Raw genomic sequence first — 18,828 nt, 5'->3', positions numbered from 1 at the left:
ACTTTTTTAAATTAGCAATTTTTTACAAACTTTGAAACAAAAGGTTTGCGCACATTAATCAAGTTATCTAAAAGCTCTTGGCTAGCCGTATTTTTAACTTCTTCAATATTTTTAAAATAGTTTTTGTTGAAGTCTCTTTTAGCGAACTTATCCAGTGTTTTAAAACTTTCGGCTTTTGCTTTATGTAGTTTTTCAAGTTCTTCTTTTTTATTTTTAATAATCTTATTTTTAGCATCTTTAATATTTTTTCTATTAGATGCTACAAATGATTTTTCTGAGTTTTTTACCTCTGGATAGGATTTATTAGTTTTTTCTTTTCTTTCTATAAACTCTGTTTTTATTGGTAGATATTGTGATCGTAAGTCCTCTATTTTAATTTTTAAAGCAGAGACTTCGTCTTCGTTATTTGCATTTTTTATAAGTTTTTTTAGGTTTTTAATTTTTCTAGTTACTTCGTACTCTTTTTGTTTTCTTTCCTCTAATAAAACTTCTATTCTTTTAACTTTTGCTTCCTTTACAGATCCTACTTTACCAAGAGAAGAAACTAATCATAATCCATATAAAGAGCTTGTTACAAAAACACCGGCGGCTACTGCTACGAAGTAAATTAAAGTTTGTTCTCCATAAGGTATAGCACCGAGGAAGGCGACAATTGGTCCACCATGTCCAGCACTATCTTCTATTTTAAATGCTCCTGCTATTCCACCTGCAACCATTCCACCTAAAATATTGCAAGGAATAGCTCTTTTGGGGTCTCTTATAGCAAAGGGTATAGCTCCTTCGGAAATACCTATTGTACCCATAATTATGGCACTAGCACCCATCGCTTGTTCATCTTTAGAGAAAAATCTTTTGAATATAACTGAGGTTAAACCCATTCCTAGAGGGGCTATTGGTATTGCAGTGGCCATAGCACCCATTGGATAGTATACTTGTTGATCAATTAACGCAACACATGTAACAAAGGCAACTTTATTAATTGGTCCACCCATATCAAATGAAGCCATTGCTCCTAATAATATACCTAATGCCATTCCTAAACCAACACCAAATGATTCTGATTTATATCCTTTTTTAATAGCTTCTCCAAATTCTCCTACAACATATCCAATTGGTCCACCAATTATATATATAAATAGTATTGAAATCCCAACACCACCAATGATCGGTATAAAGAAAATTGGCATCGCTGCTCGTAAAGCCTTTGGAACATTTCAAGTATTAACTCATCTCACAAAATACCCAACTAGTAGTCCTGCAATAATTGCTCCAATGAAACCCATTGGTGCGGAAGCTTCAGGCATTCCTGGTAAAGGCATAAAGTTTTTTGCATCATTTCCAATAAAACCACCAACTAGTGCAGGGGCAATGGCTGCCCTTCCTGCAATTGAATTAGCTATAAAAGCAGCTAGTATTGGAATCATCAACGTAAAGGCTGCACCCCCAATTTTTTCCATTATAACCAATGGATTTCAAGGATGCTCGTTATTGAGACCAGTTGTAGATGCAGTTGGTCCTCATATTGCTTTCGCTATCCCTAGTGAGGCCGCTAGACAAATACCACCCATAATTATAATTGGTATCATATAACTTATACCAGCAAGAATATGTTTTAAAACACCTTGTTTCTCGTTGTATTGAGAACTAGCATCACCAAAACTTACTGAATCTTGTAATATCTTTCCTTTATCAAGAGCATCATTTAGAACTTTTAGCGGTTCTTTAATAGCTCTTGAAACGTGTGTTTCATAAACTTTTTTACCATTGAATCTTGATTTTTCAACATTTGTATCGGCTGCAAGAATTACTATATCTGCTTTTTCTATTTCAGAGCTTGTCAAAGGAGTTCCTACCCCTTTGCTACCTTGGGTTTCCACTCTTATGTTATGTCCAGCCTTAGTAAGTGAATCTAATAACCTTTCTTCAGCCATATAAGTATGAGCAACACCTATAATACATGCCGTTACAGCTACAATATTAAGTCCCTTAGGGTCTAATTTTTGTACTCTTTCTTTGGGTTTATCTTTCTCTTTACAAAGAATACTAATAAATTTCGCGTTGGTAGTCGCTTTTTTTAAAGACTCTCTGGTGTTTTTGTTCATAAGCTTAATTGCAATACTGCTCAAAAGATTTATGTGGTCTTCATTAGCTTTATCGGGAATGATCAACGCAATTGCGATATTTGTTGGTTTTTTATCTAGTGATTCCCAGTCAACACCATTTTTTAATCTTACACAAATTATACTTGGTTCTTGAATTCCTTTGACTTTTGAATGCGGTATAGCAAAACCATCCTCAAAGCCCGTGGATGCTTCTTTTTCTCTGCTTAGGAAGCCTAACAAAAGATCATCTTTTTTACTATAAATATTTAGTTCTACAGCTTTACTTGATATGTACTCTAAAACGTCGTTTCTTGTACTAAGTTCAACGTTCAAAAAAACATTAATATTTTTGTAAACTTTTTCCATTTTTTTAATCTCCTCACAAAAAGATTGTAAACGAAAAAAATGGTACTTTTTTCAAATATTACAAAAAAAATGGAATTTTTATTAAAAAAGCAAGACTGACTTTTTGTCTTTTTCCTCTTCTTCAAGTAATCTCCACTTGTCTATAAGGGATGAGTAATCTTCATTCAAGTTTTCTACTTTAGATATAAATTCAATTATTTTGTAGTTAAATTTTTTAAAATGATTTCTAAGACTTTGGGTATGCATAGCATAATTAAATACTAAATGTTCATCTTGGTTACATATTTTACTTCTTTTTAACAACAACTCATATGTATCAGCAGGCGGTGTAACTTTATCATCTTTACTATGTATAAATAATGTTGGCACTAAATCATTATCTGACTCATCCATTAATTTAAAAATATCTGCCTTTGTTAAATTGATATCCTCATTTAACCGTTCATATTTAGTTAGGTTTTTCTGTATTAGTTTTTTAATTTTGCGTTTCGGAATTATTTTTAGATAAACATTTCTTACATGTAAAAATAAATTATAAACACTTCCATATGTGCAATCTGATATCACTGCAATTAAATTATGCATAATTAACTCGTGATAATATTTAATTGCACAAAAATTGGACACATAAGCGCCCATGCTTGTTCCGTGAAGTATGAGTTTATCAATTTTTTTATTAGATTTTAACCAATCAAACGCTCCCATCAAATCATTAAATTCTATAGCGCCCATATAAGTTTCTGCTTTTTCTGAGTCTGCGTGACCTCTAAAATCATATGCTAAAATATTGTATCCCATTTCACTTAAAACTTTAGAGTGGTGTAAACTTCATAGTTTATGGCCTGCAAATCAATGCGATGCAATCACCCACTTATTTGAAGTCTTATTCGGCTCATAAACAACACCTTTAAGAGAAATACCATCTCGAGAATTGAAGTCTATAAAGCTTAAATTATCAAGATCTAGTATTTTTAATTCTTCTCTCTTATAATATTTTTCACATACTTTATTAGTTGTTAACAACCATGCAAACTTTTTCTCCACTTGTTTCTTTTCTTTTTTAGATGCTCTAAATGCTTTTTCGGCGCTTAAATAAAGTGCATAAAATACTCTACGAATTTTTGTTATGAAGTTTGATTTAAACTTTTTCGCTCTCATTTCTTTAACTCTCTACTCATGAAATAAGCATTTTAAATTCTCCCTCTAAAAAATATTCGCCTCCATTTTCTAGTACTAATGCAGACTCACCTTTTTTAAAGAATACGTCATTAAATAGACCTTGTCCTTCAATGACGGTTATTTGAAATCATTTTATGCTTTCCTTAATTTTAAACTTGTTTTCGACAGAAGTATCTAATAAATACAAAGAAAAAAATGAAGATTCAAATATTAATTCAGTTTTATTTTTGATGATGACTGGTTTCGAATCAGGAATCAAAACAGTTTCAAATGATTCTATTAAATGAAGATCCCTTTTTTTACCATTGTTATCAATTCTATCATAGTCATACAGTCTGTAAGTTATATCACTTGATCTTTGTAATTCAAATACTGTTAACCCCGGTGATATTGCATGAACCTTACCTGGTTCTACATATAGAAAATCTCCTTTGTTGATAGGTACATTTACAAGTAAACTATCTCACTGATTATTCATAACCTTATTTTTAAAATCTTCCAAGGTTTTTGCTGTATGTCCATATATTAGACTACTGTTTGGTGGGCAATCGAGTACATACCAAGCCTCAGGTTTCCCTAAGGAGTTGTGTTTTTTTAAAGCATATTCATCATTAGGGTGAACTTGTACAGACAAAAAATCATTTGAAGTAATAATTTTGGTAAGTAAAGGAAACTCTCTTTCAGACAAATTAAAAAGACTTTTATATTTATCATAAAAGTCTTTTAAACTGATGCGTGTGCCATTACTTTCTAAAAAAGACATACCATTTTTATGTGCTGAAATTAATCATGCTTCTCCAATAGAATCATTTGGCAGTTCGAAACCAAACTTTTCTAATTTATTTCCTCCTCAAATTTTTTTTGAGAAGTATGGTTTTATTTTAAAAATCTTACTCATTTATTTACCTCTTTATTCATTAGAATTCAAATAGTGATAAATTAATAAATCGTTGAAATAATTAAATGGTACTGAATTTGATATGTGTCCTTTATAAATCGTTTGATCTGGATTATCTACAATTAATGTATGGATTGAAGATAGATGCTGGGTTATGTCGCTTGATGCAATTTTACCCGATATATATATTATCTTTCGATTAGCTTCTCCAAGGTTTTCAATAAAACTATTTAGCCTTGATGAATTTCCGTATCTAGTGAAGAAAATAAATAAGTCTTGACTATTAGAAGAATTGATTCTATCTTTTAGTATTTCTTGATCACTATCTAATAATATTGCATTATATCCTTCTTTATAAAAAAAGTTGGCTAATTCTTGTACAGGACCTGACAATAAGTTTTCTCAATAACAGAAAAATATCCTAGCTCCTGTTGTGCCTTTTATTAAATTTAGTGTTTCAAATATAGACCTTTTCTCAATTAGTGCATAGTTCTGCTTAATTATATTTATATATCCAGCAACTACATTCTCATCGTTCTTGGCGATATTGATCTCTTGATTTTCCGCGTCATTAGCTAATGAAATTGCAAAGTCTCGGAAACCTTTGATATTAAGTTTTTTCAATAATCCATAGATGGCACTATAACCAGTTCCAGCCTCTTGTGCCATTCTTTCAATTTTCATATTAGTTTCAACAATTTCTTTCAAGTGAGACTTGATATATTCTACTATTTTTTTTTCTTTACTAGTTAGGTCTTTATCGTCAATAGTAGTTAGTTTACTTAGAAATGATCTCATAATTAACCCTCCGTTTTTCTACTTTTATTTGCTAGATATTCTTTACAGAGTTCTGCTATCATTGCTGCATTATCGGTACAATATTCAAGTTTCGGTAATATCAATCTATGTATATTATACAATGAACCAATGGAAATTATTCTCTTTCTTAACATTTTATTAGCAGAGACTCCCCCCGCAACAGTTAAAGTGGTTGGTTTATATGCTTTGATTGCCGATTCTAACTTGATAATTAATGCATCAATAGCCGCTTTCTGAAAGCTAGCACAAAAATTTTCCAAATTGAGAGGTTCATTCTTTTGTTTTAATTTATTTAATAAATTTAAAGAGGCTGTTTTTAGTCCTGAATAGGAGAAATCAAGCGTCTTGTCATTTTTAATTAAAGGAAGTTTATAAAAATCAGGATCTCCATTAGCCGCTATTTGATCAATGATAGGTCCTCCAGGATATCCCAAACCTAAGGCTCTAGCTACTTTATCATAACATTCACCTATAGCATCATCCTGAGTTGTACCAATGATTTCAAAATTTAGTGGACTTTTTAAGTATTGTATTTGTGTATGACCACCACTAACAACTAAGGCCAAAACAGGAAAAGTGAACTTTTCCTCTATATTAGCTCCATAAATGTGTCCCTGAATATGATCTAAACCTAAGATAGGTTTATTCAAATAAAGGGCGATAGTTTTCGCTACAAGTTTACCAATTATCAAGCTTCCAATAAGACCTGGTTTTGCTGTATATGCAATATAGTTTATATCATCAATCTTAATTTTTGCTTCCTTGATTGCTTCCTTGACTACTCACGAAAAATTTTTAACATGAAGTCTAGAGGCTAACTCTGGAACAACGCCGCCATAAACTGAGTGGTCTTTTATTTGGGATGATATTATATTTGATTTAATTGTTCCATCAACCATTATTGAGACTGAAAATTCATCACAACTTGACTCAACTGCCAATATTATCATAAATAAGTCTGCACTAAACTGTTAGTCTTTTAGCTGTTTCTAAAGCTAACTCAATCATATTCATAAAGTTATTTTGACGTTCCTCAGGTGTTGTTGCTTTTTTAGTGATGAAACTATCAGAAATTGTTAATAGACAAGCCGCTTGTTTGTTTGTTACTAAAGCGTTAGCAAATAATGCAAAAGATTCCATTTCAACAACATCTAAATTATTTTTAGCTGCGAACTCTAAAGAGTCATCATATCTATAAAATACGTCAGATGAGTGAGCTCTCCCACTATGTAAACTAATTTTTCTTTCTTCTGCAACAACATTTATTAAATCATACACTTCTTTAGTAGAAGGTACTATATTATTGTCAATATTTGCTGCTATTTTAGCATAATTACTTTCTCCTAATGCTTCTTTAACATTATATATATCATAAACATTGATATCTGCGTTATAACTTCCAGCAGAACCAACTCTTATAATACAATCTACATCATAGAACTTAAACAATTCGTAAGAATATATACCTATACTTGGACATCCCATACCACTTCCAGCAATGGTTACTTTAATCCCGTTATAAAAACCTGTATACATGAACATATTTCTTACTTCGTTTACAAGTTTATAATCTTTTAAGTAAGTTTTAGCTATTTTTTCAGCTCTTAATGGGTCTCCTGGCATAAGAACTATTTTTGCTATATCTTCTTTTTTTGCATTTATATGTGGTGTCATTTTATAATCTCCTTTAATGTACTTAAATATTTTAACATTCCAAGTACATTCTATTGTTAATAAATAAATCATATTTAAACTAAAAACAAGACTTTGTCTTGTTTTTATGATTATCTTTTAGACTTCTCAAAAGGCTTACCAATTGCTTTTGGCACTTTTGACCATTTTGAAAGTACTATCATAGTTAAAAGTGAAAGTACAAATGGTAATACTAAAAATAAATCACGATAGGTGTCTTTAATTCCACCATATAGAGGAATTAATTTTGATATTGTAAAAAATAAAGAGAACAGAGACGCTCCTAAGGCTATATACTTAACTCTTCATTGTCCAACTATCATAATTGCTAAAGCTAAAAATCCATATCCATCAGCTGTTCCATAGAAAAAGGACCCTTTTACAGTTATTGTAAAAATTCCTCCTGCAACTGAAGCGATTGCTCCCGAAACAATAACTGCTACATATCTATACTTTATGACATTAACACCTGCTGCATCTAATGCATTTGGGTTTTCACCAGCAGAAATGTGTCTCATACCTGTTTTAGTGAAAGTAAAGTACAAACCAGTAATAGAAGTAATTAAAATTGCAATTAGAAAGTAAAATGTTAAAAAATTCTTACTCTCGAAAGAGATCGGGGTGTATTCAGCATAAATATATGTTTTCCCTGTGGTTGCAACATATAATCCGATACCTTGTGCCAATAAATTTATAGCAGTACCAGATATGATTTGGTCGGCCTTTAATTTAATAGAAGCAAATGCGTGTAACAATGAAATAGTTGCACCTGCGCAGGCTGCTCCAAGCAATGCTAATATTTGAGAAATATTACCCATACTTGAATAACAATCAGCACCAACTAACGCCGTTACTAAGCCACCGATTATCATAAATCCTTCTATTCCGACATTAACAACTCCGGCTCTTTCTGAAATCATTCCCGCAATCGATGCCAAGGTGAATATTACTAAAAACATAGAGAAGTTTTCCAATAAACTAGAAATCATGAGTTTTATTAACCTCCCTTTCTTTATCAAAAGCGATTGCTTTAATTTCTTCTAAACTTTTTTTGTAGGTGTTGTTATATTTAACCATTAGAAGGTTTTTTTCTGGTTCTATCAGAACATTGTTTTTGTTAGAAGCCAAAATTTTTGATTCCTTTTCGGATATAACTTTACTGTCTTCTAAAATGTTAATACCATCTTTTATACTTTTTATAGCTGATCTTCTGTCATTCTTGAGCATTTTGATTTGATTATTTCTTTCATATCAAAGTTCTTTTAAAAAGACTTTTGCTCTTATTTGTTTTTCAAGACATTCACTTTTCATCTCTTTTACTTGTTGTTTAAAAGTTAAAATTTTATTTTGACTTTTTAAGTTAAGTTCTTCTTGAATATCGTTTTTTAATCTCAAGAAATCATTAGGACTATTAGTAGCTTTAAGGTTTTTAATAACTTCAATAGAATTATTTTTTTCAATTATCAATTCGTCCATTAAAAGATATCAATTAAGATTACGCATCTTTTTAAAGTCCATTGCTATACTCTTATATGAATCTTTTAAAAATTCTTGATAGCGTTCATGTCTAACCGCTTTTATTTCGTCTTGTACTCTTTTGATTTGTGCATTAGCAAAATCAATATAATTTTCTTCGATTTTTTTCAAAGCGTTTAAAGTTGTGTGATCTTGATCTAAAGGTTTCTCTCCATCAATATCTTTATAAGATTTAATTTTTTTGATGGATTCTTTAATAGAATTATACTTATTTCTAATTAAAAATGATTGATCTTCTTTCTTGAGATTATAACTAGTAAATAAGTCTACCGCTTCTTGTAGGTTTCTTATCAAGTCACTTTCTTTTGTTTTGCTTGAGTGTAATTTTAAAATAGATAAATTGCACAACAATTTAACAGTTTTTTTGCTAACTTTTAATTCTGCAATTTTACTTCGATAACTTGTAACTATTTGTTTGAGAGTAATATCTTTGAGTTGGTATATGAACTCCTTGAGTAACTCGATAGGTTTCATCTTCAAAAAGAGTATATAAATTGCCGAAACATATATTATGATTCCAAATATTAATTGTGGAACTTGTTCAGATAGACCCATAAATTCAATACCGATAGCTTGTTCACTACCCGTTTGAAGAGAAGCTCAAATCAATGCCACTGGAATTATCCCAATTAGATTATTAAAAGCTACGAGAGTAATTGGAATTGCATCAAAACCAATTGAAGGAAGTAACTCGTTTACGATATTTTCATTTCTTTTAATATTCATTCAATAAAACATTGCCCCAAGACCTATAAATAGTCCTTGTAAAGCTGTTGTTAGAATAATATATTGTTTATTTTTTATACCAGCATAATGGGCTGCTTCTGGTTGTTTACCAACAACTCTGAATTTGAAACCAAAAGTTGTAAATGTAATTAATAAATACATTACTAATATAGATAAAAATGCTAATATCACACCAAGTGCTCAATTATTATCACCAATATTTAACCAACTTGAATTTAAAGACGGTGTTGTGCCAATAATATCTTGAGGAACTATTGACTTTGTAAAATCCGCAGACAATATTCATTTTGAGAAGTATCATACTACTCAATTTAACATAACTGTTGTTACGACTTCATGAATATTAAATAAAACTTTTAATAAACCTGCGGTTAATGATACGATTACACCTGAAAAAATAAATAAAAGGAACGCAGTAAACATAAATGAAGAATTTACTTCTGAAAAAGAAATGTTATCATGTTTCGCTTTTAAACCGATTGCTAGACTTGCTAATGTTAATCCAAGAATAGCTTGACCAGAACCCCCCATATTAAAGATTCCAACTTTAAATCCAAGCGCAAGACCAAGACCCATAAACATATAAACAGCAAAATAATTCATTGTCTTGTTTATAGTTGATTCACTTATTGCATAATCAAAGCAACTAACTAAAAAACCCAATCCATCATATCCATTAATATAAACAACTATTGCACCGATAATTAAACCAATACTTATTGCGATTATTGAAGATTTTAGATAGTTTGCTTTTTCCTTAACTTTATCACCAGCTAAAAGGGCTTTGAACTTTTGATTTCGTATTCATCTATTCAATTTAAAGTCCATATTATTCACCCTTTCCTAACATCATTTTACCTATATCTTCTTTTCTCACACCGTTACCATTAAGTGTTCCTACTAATGACCCAGAATTTATTACCATTATTTTATCAGCCAATGCCATAACTTCTGACAATTCATATGATATTAATAAAATGGCCTTACCTTTTTCTTTTGCCTTTAATATTTGTTTATGTATATATTCTATAGAACCTACATCCAAACCTCTCGTAGGTTGAAAAATCACTATTAGATCACTTTCTCTTGATAGCTCCCTACCTACTATGGCTTTCTGTTGATTACCCCCAGAAAGTTGTCTTGCAATTGCAAAACCAGATTGAGCATTTCTAACATCATACATTGATAAAATTTTTTGGCCATTGGATTGAATTGAAGAGAAGTTCAAAATTCCGAACTTGCTAAATTTTTTATTTGAGATATCTTGCAAAACTAGGTTGTCTAAAAGATTAAAATCAAGAACCAAACCATGTTTATGTCTGTCCTCGGGAATGTGTCTAATTTTATAAGTTTCATATCGTTTTTTGATTGAGGAGTTTGTAATATTTACACCGTTTATAAGAATTTTCCCTTTTGTTATTTTTGTCATACCAGTTATTGCGTTCACAATTTCGTGTTGCCCGTTTCCTTCAACACCCGCAATCGCCACTATTTCTCCTGCGTGTACTTTTAGATTGAAGTTTTTTAGACCAAGTACTTTGTGATTGGTGTGTTTTTTCACACTTATATCTTGCATTTCCAAAACTACTTCAGGTGATGGTTTTGTGTAATTATTTTTAACCTCAACTAATTTACGACCAACCATGGCTGTGGCAAGATCTTCTATACGAGTATCCTTGATATTAAATGTGTCTACAACCTCACCTTTTCTAATTACAGTTGCTCTGTTTGCGACTTCTCATATTTCGGCCATTTTGTGAGTAATGAATATTATGGTCTTTCCAGCCTGTTGTAATTCCTTCATAACTTTCATAAGTTCTTCAATCTCTTGAGGTGTTAGCACAGCTGTTGGTTCATCAAAAACCAAAATATCTGCTTCTCTATAAAGAATTTTCAATATTTCTGTTCTTTGTTGCATCCCAACACTAACACTACCAGCAGGTTTATTCAAATCGATATGAAAATTATATTTTTCCATAATATTTTTGATATCTTTTTTTATTTTATTTTGTCATACGAACATATTAAAAAAAGTTTCTTCATTACCTAAAGCAATATTTCTTCATAAAGGGAAAATATCAACTAGCTTAAAGTGTTGGTGAACCATACCTATTCCTAACTTAGACGCTTTCACAGGATTGGAAATAGTTTCAACTTTACCATTAATTTTAATAAGTCCAGAAGTGGGTTCGTAAATACCGAATAAGATTGACATAAGAGTTGATTTACCGGCACCATTTTCTCCGACTAATGCATGTATTTCACCTTTTTTGACTTTAAAATTAACATTTTTATTGGCAACAATATTGCCATTAAAAACCATCGATATATTTTCCATTTCAACGGCATAATTATGTTCCATCTTTAACTCCTTTTTTCGTAATAAAATGACCGGTTATAAGACGGTCATTATTAAATTTTATTTTGTACTTTGTTTTGCTTCTAATACTTTTTTTGAAAATTCTTGTATTGCATCTTTTGAAAGCAATTCTTTTGCACCTTTATTAGCGTATTCTTTGAAATAATTTTTAGAAGCTTCTAATAGGTTGTCTTCATCAAAAAGTTTTTTTATAGCGTCGTGTAAATCTGAAGATAAGAGATTGCTATTTCCTGAAGAGAATTTCCCACCAAATCATTTAGTGGTTCCAGCTCATGATTTCTTTTCAATTATATTTACTTTTTCATACCCTTTATCAGCGTCCTCAGTTACACTGATATCTTTATATTTTTCATTTGCTGCATTGAAAAGATTATCATTACTAATATAACTGTCTTGATGAGACATAGCTAATACTGTTGATGAGACAATATCTTTTTCTGCAGATGTTATAAATAAACCTTTGTGGGTATCGTATACTTCTGCTTGATCTATATCTACCCCAACAACTTTAACTTTTGTAGAGTCACCTTTGTTTTTGATAACACTTAGCAAGTCATTTACCTGTGCACCAGCAACTGGCATAATAACATCCGAACCTTCATTAATTAATCTGTTTGATATATCTCTTCCGCCACCGGGATTGAAACTATTTGAAAATCAACTAGAGTCTTTGTCTCCTTCTGGGTCTTTAGATTGAATAGATACTCTTTCTACATTAACTTCTAATATATTTTTAATTTGGTCTTCGGTTTTTTTATTATCTTTGAATAATTGCTCTATAACCTCTTTTTTAGATTCTTTCATTGTATTATAAGTATCTATAGCTGCTAAATAACCATGCATAAAGCTATCAACTGCTGTTCCATTATGTTCACCACCAAATGTAGACAAGCGTAATTTTTTGTCTTTATAATTATCATTCAAGAGTGAATAAATTATTGCTGCGAAGCCTGAATAGAATCCAGATATATCTGCTCTATAAAGTAATCCAGTTACATTTGGCAACGCTTTTTCTTGTTTCTTGTCTTTATTAGGTACATCGATTACAACAACATTTTCAACAATGCTAGCTGCTTTTTCTAAATTTTCCCCACCATGCTTATAACCTGGAAGAATTATTGTTTTTGCTCCACCTTTTTTAGCTGTTTGATAATTATTTTGAATATCACTTTCACTTTTTGACTCTATATATGAAATACCATCATAGTTACTTCCACTAGAAGTTTTAACATCTAACATTTTCATAACTTCATTACCGGCATTGTAACCACTTTCATTGAAGGCTTTGTCCATAACTTTACCTGAATCAGTAATTACATAAACTTCTGATCATCTAGTATATTTTTTTCCGCAAGACACTGCTGTCGATGCGCTTGAAGTGGCAATTGTAGCCACCATTAAACTTGTTAACAATTTTCTCATATGAGTTTCTCCTTATTTGTGTAAAAGACAAATCAAGCTCATTTTAATTAATAAAAAGGTAAAGAACAATTAATAAAATCTATTATCAATTCTCTTTACCTCCATAACTTATAGTAGTCAAATTGGTTTGACTGTAGAAACTTCAACCCTTTATGTTGAAATATATAAGCTCTAAATCATTTACAATTTAATTATAGTATTAAATATTACATTTTTTAAATATAAATTAACTTTTATACTCCCCCTAATAAAGGCTTATATTGAAAGTATTTCTGAAAAAAGTTTAGAATTCGTAGGTAGGAGTTTGAAATCTTTTTTGCTTCTACAATAATCAAAGTTATAATAAATACGGTGAAAAAAGTGGAATTTAAAAAAATAAAGAAAGTATTAAAAAAACCGGTCTTATGGATGGCAAGCATCGTATTTACCATTTTATTGATAACAATTATAATAATTAGCTCACTTTCAATTGCGACTAGAGAAAAAATATCTTGATCGTTACAAATCAGTTTAAATTTTGTCATAATTTTATTCATAAGTAAAATCATGAATATGAGTAAGTCAACAATTTCGTTATTCTACAATGTTCAAGTCACATTTGTAGAGGAGATCAAGGCCATAGAAATTAAAAAAAGTAGGTATGTCCACTTATTTATTCATATATTTACCATAGGGTGTTTTTTTATAGAGGTTGCAAGTGGTTCAATGATTAATAAACAAAGTTGATTAACCCAAATAGAAAACTTTTGGTGGATATATTTGTTGGTATACTTCTTGAATATAGTTTATTTCTATTTGTTTTTTGGAATGACATTGTTTGTGTTTAAGACGAATGAAGATTTTAAAAACGACTATTTAACATATTATGAAAATGTTAAGAAAAAAGAGTAAACAAAAATGTCCTTTTAATTAAGGACATTTTTTTAATATTAATTTATTTATGTTTTTGCCCATTTTATGGAACTTATTTTCGTATTCGGTCGGTATATTATTTGCGAGTTGTTCAAAATCATTATATAAGTCAGTAGTGTTGTAAATTACTTCGAGTTTTGAGTTTTTTGCTTGTTCGATACTAAAATTGAATAAATCATCATTGTCTGTTTTAATCTCAATAATAGCATTTTCTTTAAGTATCTTAAAATAAACTTCTAGAAAACTTTGATAAGTCAATCTTTTTTTATAGTGTCTTGACTTTGGTCAAGGGTCCGAAAAATTTAAATATATTCCCCCTAATGAGTTTTTTTCAAAGATATTTTCTAGGTTTTCGGCGTAGCTATTTAAAAAGTATAGATTATTTAACTCTTGACCATTGATTTCTAATGCTTTTTTTAAAGCCACGCCGATGACAGTTTTTTCTTTTTCCATTGCAATAAAGTTTCTATTCGGATATTTTATTGCGCTTTCAATACTAAATTGTCCTTTACCACAGCCTATTTCTAAATAAACTTCATTCTCATTATCAAAAAGCTTTTTTAAATCTGCTTTGTGTGTAGTATCTAACATTTTGTGTTTATTCTTTTCAATATACTCATCTGTTCATCTTTTATTTCTTAATCTCATGAAAACTCCTAAACGCTAATTTGGGGCATAAAGAATATTAGACCAACTGAGAAGAATATTGCGGTAGCAAGAGCATCCACCAATGTAGTGAGTAAGGGTGCCGCCATTATTGCAGGATCCAACTTTATTTTTTTGGCAAATATCGGTAACAAAACACCAAGAGTTTTTGAAACCATCAAAGTTAAAAACATAGCAATAGTTATTGTTGCGATAGTCTGTCATAATTCTTGTCTATTAATATTCCCTTTGTATTCGACACTATAAATAACTATCATTCTTACAAAGTTCACAAGTATAAGTATTAATCCCACAAAAAATGCAACACGCAGTTCCTTTCATAAAATCTTAAAAAAGTCCTTAGCTTCAACTTCTTTTAAAGATAATGAACGAACGACCATCGTCGATGTTTGACTGGCGGCGTTTCCAGAAGTGCCAGATATAACGGTTATCAAAGGCATAAGGAGCATTGTGACTATATAAGTTATATTTCATGTTCCATTCGCACTTGAAACTTTAGTATCTATATTATACTTTTTCATGAAAAGTATAATAACTATTTGGGTTAAGGTTGCAGACAACATTAATATCAATAATCATAAGGTTCTAGATCTCACCATTTTTCAAACACTAGTTTTGAAGTACTCGTCTTCTGTTGGACTAATTCCAGCCATTTTTTGAATATCTTCAGTTGCTTCTTCTTCTATGACATCAATTATATCGTCGACAGTTATTATTCCTACAAGCTTGTTTTGACTATTTAAAATTGGTAAAGTTGTAATATCATATTTTTTAAACTTTTCTGTTACTTCTTCTTGGTCTGTTTTGGTATAAGAATAAATTATTCTATCATCCATAACATCTTTGACTAACTGTTCTGGTTTGGAGAAAAATAACTCTTTAAGTTCAACAAATCCTTTTAAATTATTAAGTTCGTCAACAACAAAAAAATCGTAGACTTCCTCAGTTTTATCTCTTTCGGCCTTGATTGTTTCAATCGCTTTTTCAACCGTCCAATTCATACGAAGTTTAGTATACTCGACATTCATGATGCTTCCTGCTGAGTATTCTTCATACTTTAAAATTTCATTAATCTGCATTCTAGATTCTCTAGAAGCAGAACGTAAAATTTTTTTAGCGATGTTAGAAGGCATTTCTTCGAGTATTTCTACAACATCATCTGTGTAGATTTCCTCAAAAAGTTCTTTTATTTGTTTTGAAGAGAATTGCTTTACAACTTCCTCTTGTATTTCAGTATCTAAGAAAGTAAATATCTCCCCACTTATTTCAGTAGAGAATAACCTTAAAGCTATCAAAATATACTTGTTTTCAAGTTCTTCCAATGCTTCGGCTATGTCCGCTGGGTAGTTGTCTTCACTTATTTCTCTTAATTTCTTTACATTATTCTCTTCTAAACAATGAAGGATATTTTTTGTTAACTCTTGTATTTTATTTTTTTCCACAATTTTTTTTACTCCTTTTTTATTTGTTTAATAAATATCTAAGTTCTGTACCAATTAATGGTGTAGGTTCACTTGAGCTTCCTATTAGGTCGCCACTGAAATATTTTACACCTTTTGATTTTAAAGTTTTATAAATCATATAAGTATCTACTCTTTGTGCAATTAATTTAGCCTTTAGTTTATTTGCAATAGCTATACAGTTTAACAATATAGCTTCATTCTCTTTTATTAAGTTAATTTTTTTTACAATGTCTCCTTCTAAAAAGATATAAGTAGGTTTATAAAATTCCAATAAACTAAAATCTGTTCCAAGTGCTCCGAAGTTAGTTACAGCTATCTTAAGTCCTTTTTCCATGCAAAGATTAATGTTTTTTTCTAGGTAATTTTTGTTAACCACTTCTTGTGTTATATCAAAACAAATTACCAAGTTCTTTTTATTTATTTTATATAAATTAATTTTAGTTATAAAATCTTGGAAGTCAAATTCTGGACTAGTAAAGTAACCAATGTCATAACTTAAAAATAGTTTTTTATCTTTAATTTTGTATTTAGCCAATGTTTTAATAGAATAGAGTGCAAGATATCTAGTAAATAAAGACTGAAGTCCATAATTTTCGATTATGTTTTTATTTTCTTCAAAAAGAGATGAATTTACTTCAGAACCTTCGATCATGTTATTCAAATTGTAACCAAAAAAGTCTTTTATCCCTGAGAAATAAATGGGTTCAAATAGCACAGAACAGTGATTCAATGCTACAATTTCATTTAAAGAAAGCATCTTTTTATTTCTATTTTTTTGTTTAGTTATTTGTTGTGGTTGAATCTCATTTAATACTTGCTCGTTAGCAAAGGTTATGTGACTCTGTGCTAAGTTATTATATTCAAGAAGTGTATCAAGATTGTTAGAATGTAGACCATAAAATGACATGACTGATTTAATTTTTACACTTACTCTATAATTCTCTATAAAGAAATCTGAGGTAATGCTTTTGATTATTAGCTCCACTTCCTTCGATAAGACTTTTTTTTTCTCTTTGTCAGCTAATTGGTCATGTTCCATTAAGGGAATGAAAACCCCAAAGTTTTTGTAATTCGGCTTGAAGAATATTGAACCCGAAAACTTATTGGAGAACAAGTTGTAAGCTTGTGAAGAGATTTCAGATACTATAGTTTCTTTAATGTTCGTATTTACTTTGGTTTCAAACTTCTCAAAGTTGGATATATAATAATTTAAATAAATACCGTACCTGATTTTATTTTTTCAAATATTATTCAAAATTTGTTCGTGTGCAGATGCAGAGTTAAGATAATACTGATCTTCATACCTTACAATGTTTTGCAATTTAATTGCATGAGTGTGAACTTGATTAACAACTGTTAAGTATGCATATGCTAGATAACTTACACCCAACCATAATAATAAGGTACCAAAATTATTTAAAGCTGTTTTATCTTTTATGATTGGCATGAATGATACAAAACCACTCAATAAAATAAAGAACGTTGTAACTGATCATATCAATCCTTTTGTTATTTTTTTATAAAACAAACTTATAAAAAATAATATAAAGGTTACTGAGTATGCTAAAACCACTATTGAGATCATTGCTGCTCCTTCGATTTGTCCGAAATATTCTGGGAATATTTTTGGAAATAACAAAAGAGCTATTAAATTACAACTAAGAACCCCAATAGAAGAATAAGGAGAAATGAATAATAAACAGGTTCAAAATAAAAATATAGGTAACAAAATTGATAACTGTAAATTTTTATCCTTAGACATTAGAAGAGAAATTATAATTACACCAAACAAAGATAAAACACCAAGTGCTACGCCAAGAACTAATTCGTAGTATATTTTTATTTTTTCAAAAAGATGTTTTGAGAGTCCTCACGTGATGGTAAATATTAAAATCGTAATTATAATGTAAGAAAGACATGCGATTAGCGATGATGTAAAATTCATAGATGTCACATTCCTTTCTTATACTATAATTAAACAAAAAAAATGGTGGAGATGGCGGGAATCGAACCCGCGTCCAAAATACTCCTAACCATAACGTCTACAGTTTAGTTAACTTTTATATACACTAGAAACTACAGAAGTTAACAAAAAATCGTTTTTAGTGTTGGTGTTTAATTTCGAGTGAGTTTATCACCAAATTAGTTCACTCTATTGTACTAGGTAAGGCACTACACAATGAAGTACAAGAACATCGAATAGTGTTGAATGCTATTAAGCTATTGTTTAATTAAGCTGCTAAAGCAACTCCAGCTGATGCATTATTGATCATGAATGCTGGCATTTCAAATTCATTTTTATTTTTGTTTGCATTTTATCAAACCTAGAAGTATTAAGGTCTACCAAACCACTGCAGTTATAGCAAGGATATATCCTGTCGAAACCAGGGCACCCCCATATGTTTATTATAAATCAATCATAAAAGAAAATTCTTTTATTTTATCAAAATCTTTTTTAACAAGTGAATGTTAATTTTGTAATTTTGATATATACAAATCCTTAAAAAGTTTTTTCCTAATAAATTCGAAGGTATTGAAAAGATAGTTAAATATTTTATAATGATTACATTTTATGTTATGTCAACCTTGGGAAACTGTACTTACTATATTACTCATCTTTTCATCATTATACATTGAACTACAAAC

At 30.1% G+C, this 18,828-nt stretch carries 14 protein-coding genes, 1 other RNA gene and 1 riboswitch; of the genes, 1 reads left to right on the top strand and 14 read right to left on the bottom strand.

The window, feature by feature from the left end; all coding sequences use genetic code 4:
• Positions 1–11 precede the first annotated feature (11 nt).
• The 10 genes from AAHM92_RS00470 to AAHM92_RS00425 all read right to left on the bottom strand — a co-directional run bounded on the left by AAHM92_RS00470 (position 12) and on the right by AAHM92_RS00425 (position 13,141).
• Positions 12–2,468, bottom strand: a complete 2,457-nt coding sequence (locus tag AAHM92_RS00470; protein ID WP_500222532.1) for a PTS fructose transporter subunit IIABC — start codon at positions 2,466–2,468, stop codon at positions 12–14.
• An 81-nt stretch (positions 2,469–2,549) separates the two neighbouring features.
• On the bottom strand, positions 2,550–3,626 hold the full coding sequence (locus AAHM92_RS00465) for an alpha/beta hydrolase (protein WP_500222530.1): 1,077 nt from the start codon (positions 3,624–3,626) through the stop codon (positions 2,550–2,552).
• A 4-nt stretch (positions 3,627–3,630) separates the two neighbouring features.
• Positions 3,631–4,545 carry a type I phosphomannose isomerase catalytic subunit gene (locus tag AAHM92_RS00460; RefSeq protein WP_500222529.1) on the bottom strand — a complete coding sequence of 305 codons (915 nt, stop codon included), beginning with the start codon at positions 4,543–4,545 and terminating at the stop codon, positions 3,631–3,633.
• 12 nt (positions 4,546–4,557) lie between these two features.
• On the bottom strand, positions 4,558–5,343 hold the full coding sequence (locus AAHM92_RS00455) for a MurR/RpiR family transcriptional regulator (protein ID WP_023788869.1): 786 nt from the start codon (positions 5,341–5,343) through the stop codon (positions 4,558–4,560).
• 2 nt (positions 5,344–5,345) lie between these two features.
• Positions 5,346–6,314, bottom strand: coding sequence for a tRNA (adenosine(37)-N6)-threonylcarbamoyltransferase complex transferase subunit TsaD (gene tsaD, locus AAHM92_RS00450; RefSeq protein ID WP_500222527.1), 969 nt, complete (start codon positions 6,312–6,314; stop codon positions 5,346–5,348).
• A gap of 13 nt (positions 6,315–6,327) precedes the next feature.
• On the bottom strand, positions 6,328–7,038 hold the full coding sequence (gene deoD, locus AAHM92_RS00445) for a purine-nucleoside phosphorylase (protein WP_500223099.1): 711 nt from the start codon (positions 7,036–7,038) through the stop codon (positions 6,328–6,330).
• 110 nt (positions 7,039–7,148) lie between these two features.
• Positions 7,149–8,045 (bottom strand): ABC transporter permease, encoded by an 897-nt coding sequence (locus AAHM92_RS00440; protein WP_500222526.1) that lies wholly within the window; start codon positions 8,043–8,045, stop codon positions 7,149–7,151.
• Positions 8,035–10,167 (bottom strand): ABC transporter permease, encoded by a 2,133-nt coding sequence (locus AAHM92_RS00435; RefSeq protein ID WP_500222525.1) that lies wholly within the window; start codon positions 10,165–10,167, stop codon positions 8,035–8,037. The genes AAHM92_RS00440 and AAHM92_RS00435 overlap by 11 nt, the downstream gene beginning before the upstream one ends.
• Position 10,168: 1 nt before the next feature.
• Positions 10,169–11,662, bottom strand: coding sequence for an ABC transporter ATP-binding protein (locus AAHM92_RS00430; RefSeq protein WP_500223097.1), 1,494 nt, complete (start codon positions 11,660–11,662; stop codon positions 10,169–10,171).
• 96 nt (positions 11,663–11,758) lie between these two features.
• Complete coding sequence (locus AAHM92_RS00425; protein WP_500222524.1) at positions 11,759–13,141, bottom strand: BMP family ABC transporter substrate-binding protein; 1,383 nt, start codon at positions 13,139–13,141, stop codon at positions 11,759–11,761.
• A 106-nt stretch (positions 13,142–13,247) separates the two neighbouring features.
• A riboswitch (nucleoside riboswitch) is annotated at positions 13,248–13,311 on the bottom strand.
• Between the two features lie 190 nt (positions 13,312–13,501).
• On the opposite strand from AAHM92_RS00425, the gene AAHM92_RS00420 reads away from it, so the two are divergent.
• On the top strand, positions 13,502–14,032 hold the full coding sequence (locus AAHM92_RS00420) for a hypothetical protein (protein WP_500222522.1): 531 nt from the start codon (positions 13,502–13,504) through the stop codon (positions 14,030–14,032).
• An 18-nt stretch (positions 14,033–14,050) separates the two neighbouring features.
• On the opposite strand, the gene trmB is transcribed toward AAHM92_RS00420, so the two are convergent.
• From trmB to ssrA, 4 genes are all read right to left on the bottom strand, one after another.
• On the bottom strand, positions 14,051–14,701 hold the full coding sequence (gene trmB / locus AAHM92_RS00415; protein ID WP_500222521.1) for a tRNA (guanosine(46)-N7)-methyltransferase TrmB: 651 nt from the start codon (positions 14,699–14,701) through the stop codon (positions 14,051–14,053).
• Positions 14,702–14,709: 8 nt separating this feature from the next.
• Positions 14,710–16,161, bottom strand: a complete 1,452-nt coding sequence (mgtE, locus tag AAHM92_RS00410) for a magnesium transporter (RefSeq protein ID WP_500222519.1) — start codon at positions 16,159–16,161, stop codon at positions 14,710–14,712.
• A gap of 19 nt (positions 16,162–16,180) precedes the next feature.
• The gene (locus AAHM92_RS00405; protein ID WP_500222518.1) at positions 16,181–18,127 is read right to left on the bottom strand and encodes an EAL domain-containing protein; all 1,947 of its coding nucleotides are present in this window, start codon (positions 18,125–18,127) and stop codon (positions 16,181–16,183) included.
• 43 nt (positions 18,128–18,170) lie between these two features.
• Positions 18,171–18,579, bottom strand: a transfer-messenger RNA (tmRNA) gene (gene ssrA, locus AAHM92_RS00400).
• Between the last annotated feature and the right edge of the window lie 249 nt (positions 18,580–18,828).

The sequence above is a fragment of the Spiroplasma endosymbiont of Melanargia galathea genome (genome assembly GCF_964031075.1).
Lineage (GTDB): Bacteria > Bacillota_I > Bacilli_A > Mycoplasmatales > Mycoplasmataceae > Spiroplasma_A > Spiroplasma_A apis.
Note: the sequence above shows the minus strand (reverse complement) of the source record. Positions and strands in the feature narration are given on the sequence as shown.